This is a genomic window from Aquabacterium sp. (assembly GCF_004297345.1).
In the GTDB taxonomy this organism is placed as follows: domain Bacteria; phylum Pseudomonadota; class Gammaproteobacteria; order Burkholderiales; family Burkholderiaceae_C; genus Aquabacterium.
The window spans coordinates 1-4,984 of sequence record NZ_SCTN01000264.1; the positions used below are offsets into that span (position 1 = coordinate 1).

The window sequence follows — 4,984 nt, forward strand, 5'->3', positions numbered from 1 at the left end:
CGGCGCCTCGCTGCTGCCGCTGATCAAGCCTCTGTGCCTGAGCAATCTGGATTGGGATGACGCACGCTGGCAGTCCGAATGCGTGCGCTACCAGCAAGTGATCAACAACAGCTACCGACTGGGGTGATGTATGGCCTCGTCTCAAGACCTCTTCCTGGCGCTGGACCAGGGCACGCAAAGCGTGCGCGCCATGCTGTTCGATCTGAATGGCCAGGTGGTGGCCAAGTCTCAGCAGCACATCACGCCGTACTTTTCCAAGCACCCCAACTGGGCCGAGCAAAACGGTGACTACTTCTGGCACCACCTGAGCCTGGCCTGCCTGAAGTTGTGGGAACAGTATCCACAGTTACGCGCCAGGGTTGCAGCGGTAGCCCTCACCTGCCAGCGCGCCTCCATGATCTGCCTGGACGAGGAGATGAAGCCCTTGCGGCCAGCAACCATCTGGCTGGACTCCCGTCGCACAGACAACTACCCTCACCTGCCCTGGTGGCTGCGTGCAGGCGTGCGCGCAGTCGGGCAGCAGCACATGATGTACCAGCTGCAATCGAAGGCAGAGTGCAACTGGCTGGCCGCAGACTTCCCCGACATCTGGGCCAGGACGCGCCACTTCGTGCAGGTCTCCGCCTATCTGAGCTACAAGCTCACCGACCAGCTGCGTGATGCCGTGCCCTCGCAAGTGGGCTATGTGCCCTTTGATCACGCGCATCAACGCTGGGCCGATGACAGCGACATCAAATGGAAAGCCTTGGCCGTCAAGCGAGATCAATTGCCGCCACTGGTTCAGGCATCCGAACCACTGGGCGTGATCTCCCGACGCGCAGCACATGAAACCGGTATCCCCGAAGGCCTGACGCTGTACGCGGCTGGCGCCGACAAAGCCTGTGAAGTACTGGCCTGTGGCGGCATCAGCCCCGATGTGGGCTGCATCAGCTATGGGACAACCGCCACGATCAACACGGGCAACTCGCGTTACGTTCCGCCCATGCCCTTCCTGCCCGCCTACCCGGCAGCCATGCCGCACGCCTTCAACTCGGAGATCATCGTGCAGCGCGGCTACTGGATGGTGAACTGGTTCAAGCGCGAGTTCGCAGCCAAGGAAGTACAGCAAGCCGAGGAACGTGGCGTGGCGCCCGAGATCCTGTTTGACGACCTGCTCGATGAATCCCCGCCCGGTGCCATGGGCCTGGTGCTGCAACCCTTCTGGAACCCCGGCGTGAAGTTCCCCGGCCCCGAAGCCAAGGGCGCCGTGATCGGCTTTGGTGACGTGCACACACGCGCCCATCTGTATCGCGCCATCATTGAAGGCCTGGCCTATGCACTGCGCCATGGCAAGGAACAACTGGAGCACCGCAACCGCGTGTCCATCCACAGCCTGCGCGTGGCTGGCGGCGGCTCGCAAAGTGACCGCATCATGCAGATCACGGCCAATGTGTTTGGCGTCCGCACCGAGCGCATCCACACCTATGAAGCCTCAGGCCTGGGCGCTGCCATCAACGCCGCGGTGGGCGCAGGCTATTTCAAGGATCACGCCGACGCCGTCAAAGCCATGTCGCACCAGGGGCAGGTCTTCCAGCCTCAAGCCGAACACACGCAGACCTATGACAGGCTCTACCGCGAGGTCTACAACCGCATGTACGACAGGCTGTCGCCGCTGTACCGCTCCATCCGGCACATCACGCACTACCCGAAGTACTAAACTGGGCATGTGAACGCCATTCGCCACTACCTGGAACCACGCCTGCTCTGGCCCATCGTGCTGATGGGGCTGGCTGCATGGGGTTTCATGGAAATCGCCGGCGAAGTGCTGGAGGGCGATGCCCGTTCGGTAGACCTGTGGATCCTGCACCAACTGCGCACAGGGGATCAGGGCCTGACGCCGATCGGCTCGCTGTGGTTGCAGGAAGCCATCCGCGATCTGACGGCACTGGGCAGCCCCGCTGTGCTGGTGCTGACTGTAGGCGCCGTGTGGGGGTATCTGGTGATGGCCGGGCAACGCGCCATGTCATGGCTGGCCCTGGGCTCATCTTGTGGCGGCTTGTTGATGGCGTCTTTGCTCAAAGCCTTGTTCTCAAGAGCTCGACCGGATGCGGTCTTCCACGCCACGGTGGCTTCGGGTTACAGCTTTCCAAGTGGGCACGCGATGATGTCGGCCATCGTGTACCTGACGCTGGCCGCGCTGCTTGCCAGGTTGGCACCGCGCACACGACTGCGCTTGTATGTGATGGGCACGGCCGCCGCTCTGACAGGCCTTGTGGGCCTGTCTCGCATCTACCTGGGCGTGCACTGGGCCTCCGATGTGGCCGCCGGCTGGGCCGCCGGCGCAGCCTGGGCGCTGTTGTGCTGGCTGCTGGCCGAACGCCTCCAACTGGGGCAGGAGAGCAGCCAGTGAAAGGCCATCGATTCATCGACAGACTGGGTTTTGCCTGGGCTGGCCTGCGTGCGGCATGGCGCCTGGAAAAAAGCATGAAGACCCATGCACTGGCCACAGCAGGTATGGCCGCTTTGCTGCTGATATCCAAAGCGCCAGCCATCTGGTGGGCCGTCATGGCGATGACGATTGCGATGGTCATATCCACGGAGTTGCTCAACACCGCCATTGAGGCCCTGGCAGATCACCTCCATCCGCATCAACACGAGGCGATCAAGCTGACCAAAGATGTGGCTGCAGCAGCGGTACTGGTAGCCAGCCTGATGGCCCTGGTTGTGGCGGCGGCCTTCTTCGTTGATCAACTCTGGCCACTGCTATCAGCCTGGCTCAGGCCATCTCACCCTGCTTGACCGCCACAACTCGTTTGGCACCCACGCGGGCCAGCACGGCATCCAGCCTCGACAACACGCCATCGACGTTCAACGGCTTGGGCCAGAAATCGGCAAAGCCCTGCGCCTGCGCACGCGCATGCGGCTCCCCGGACACGTCTGCCGACATCGCGATGCACTGCAGGCTTTGCCCTTGCGGCATGGCACGAATGTGCTGCAACACCTCGACGCCACTCATGTCTGGCAGGTTGATGTCCACCAGCACCAGATCAGGCCAGATGTGCTGCAAACGCTCAAGCGCACTTTCGCCATCCTCGGCAATCAACAGCTTGACGGCTGGACGCAGGTCAAAGATGGCGCGCAACAAGGCCGCGTTCAAGGGGTTGTCCTCCACACACAAGACGGTGATCTGGTTCTTGTCTGCATTCTGGCGAGAGCGGGCTGCTTCGACGGCCGGAGCAGGAAGTGATGGCGGCGCCACGCCAGCCGACTGCTTCATCAACGGCAGCTTCAAGGTCACCGTGGTGCCAACGCCCTCCATACTGTCGAGCGTGATTTGCCCACCCATGGCTTCCATCAATCGCCTTGAAATCACCAAACCCAGACCGGTGCCCTCAATCCCCTCACGCTCAGCGCCCAGGCGATTGAACGGCTCAAACAAGTTCTTGACCTGCTCGCTGTTGAGCCCTCGCCCGGTATCAGCCACACGCACGACCACATGATCGGGCTGTGCCTCGTTCCAGGCAGCGTGCACGGTCAGTTGTCCTCCAACCCGGTTGTACTTGACGGCGTTGGACAGCACATTGATCAGCACCTGCTTGATGCGCCGTTCGTCCCCCAGTGCCTGGCGCTGCGTGACCTTGAGCGTGTCCACGCTGACCGTCAGGCCCATGGCCTCGGCTTGCGGCATGACCATGGGCAGGCTTTGTGCAATCAACTCGCTGATGCGCACTGGTTCGATCTTCAAGCCCGCGTCGCCAGATTCAATGCGTGTCAGATCCAGGATGTCGTTGATCATCTCCAGCAGGTGCTGCCCCGCCCGCAGGATGTACTCCACATGCAGGCGCTGCCCGGCCACCATGCGGACGTTGGCATCGTGCAGCAGCAACTGCGCAAAACCGATCACGGCATTGAGCGGCGTGCGCAACTCGTGGCTGACACGAGACAAGAACTGGCTCTTGACCTGATTGGCATGCGCCATGGCCTGCTGCTCCAGCAGGGCGGCCTCCGCCAGCTTGCGTTCGGTGATATCGCGCGAGAGCATGATGAAGCGGGTGTCCAGCCCCTGCACAGCACCTTTGCGAGACACCGACAACTCGAACCATCTGATGCCATGAGGCAGGCTCAGTTGAAGCTGCGCGCCAGAAGAGATGCCCAATGACAAGGCGCGCTCCAGCGCGGAAATGACCACGCTGGCCTCCGCTGGCGGCATCACGTCGTGCACCGTTCTGCCAATGAGCTCGTCCGCAGGCCGAACCAGTATTTCGAGCCTGGAGGAATGCACCGCGTGGTACCTGCCGTGCAGATCCAGTTCCAGCATCACATCCGGTACGGCATCGAGCGTGGCACGCAGTTGATCACCCATGCGCGCCATTTCTCGATACGGCTCCTCAATCACCTCGACAAATACCGCGCGATACAGGAACAGATAAGAGACCAGCTTGTAGATGTGCCCGGCAAAGTTATAGAAGTCGGATGTCGTGGCATACAAGGTAAAAAAGGCTTCGCTCAATGCCATGACGCAGACAGCGCCAAACAAGGCGGCGGCGTTGAAGCGCAAAGGGCGGCGCATCTGCAACCAAAAGCTGCCAGCCGCTGCCAGGTTCATGGCAATGACAAGAAATTCGGTGCCGATCTTGACGGCCGTCAACCCGCTACCCGGTAGATAGGTCTGCGGCAACAGATCCGCATGGAACAGGCAGGCCCAGTAGCCCCCTCCCACCAATGCCAGAACGGCGGCAAGCCAGGCGTAGCGACTGCTGCTTGAGGCTGACTTTTCTGGCGGCAAGACAGCCACAGTGAGCAAGGCCACTGCAGCCAGCAAGCGCGCCATCAGCCAGAAATTGATCGCCTTTTGAGGGCTGCTCGCCGTCACGAAATGCGGCATGCCGGCATAGGACAAGGCATGCGCAAAATCCAGCATGGCCACGCCCAGAAACGCGCAAGCCAGAATCAGCGCATGCCGAGGCAGGTTTCGGCTGTAGGCATTCCATCCCGACGCGAACAC

4 protein-coding genes are annotated in these 4,984 nt (G+C 61.6%); 3 read left to right on the forward strand and 1 reads right to left on the reverse strand.

The genetic code is table 11. The features are described 5' to 3' along the window. The first annotated feature begins 130 nt into the window (after positions 1–130). Genes EPO09_RS09330 through EPO09_RS09340 form a run of 3 tightly spaced genes read left to right on the forward strand, consistent with a single transcriptional unit; the run spans position 131 to position 2,778 of the window. Positions 131–1,696, forward strand: coding sequence for an FGGY-family carbohydrate kinase (locus EPO09_RS09330; RefSeq protein ID WP_290642430.1), 1,566 nt, complete (start codon positions 131–133; stop codon positions 1,694–1,696). A 9-nt stretch (positions 1,697–1,705) separates the two neighbouring features. Further along, a complete protein-coding gene (locus tag EPO09_RS09335; protein WP_290642432.1) occupies positions 1,706–2,389 on the forward strand; it encodes a phosphatase PAP2 family protein in 684 nt (227 codons plus the stop codon). Beyond that, on the forward strand, positions 2,386–2,778 hold the full coding sequence (locus tag EPO09_RS09340) for a diacylglycerol kinase (protein WP_290642434.1): 393 nt from the start codon (positions 2,386–2,388) through the stop codon (positions 2,776–2,778). Before EPO09_RS09335 ends, EPO09_RS09340 begins: the two co-directional genes overlap by 4 nt. Here the strand turns inward: EPO09_RS09340 and EPO09_RS09345 are convergent. Further along, the coding region (locus EPO09_RS09345; RefSeq protein ID WP_290642435.1) for an MASE3 domain-containing protein at positions 2,756–4,984 on the reverse strand (2,229 nt) is incomplete at its 5' end. The two genes, EPO09_RS09340 and EPO09_RS09345, sit on opposite strands and share 23 nt — an antisense overlap.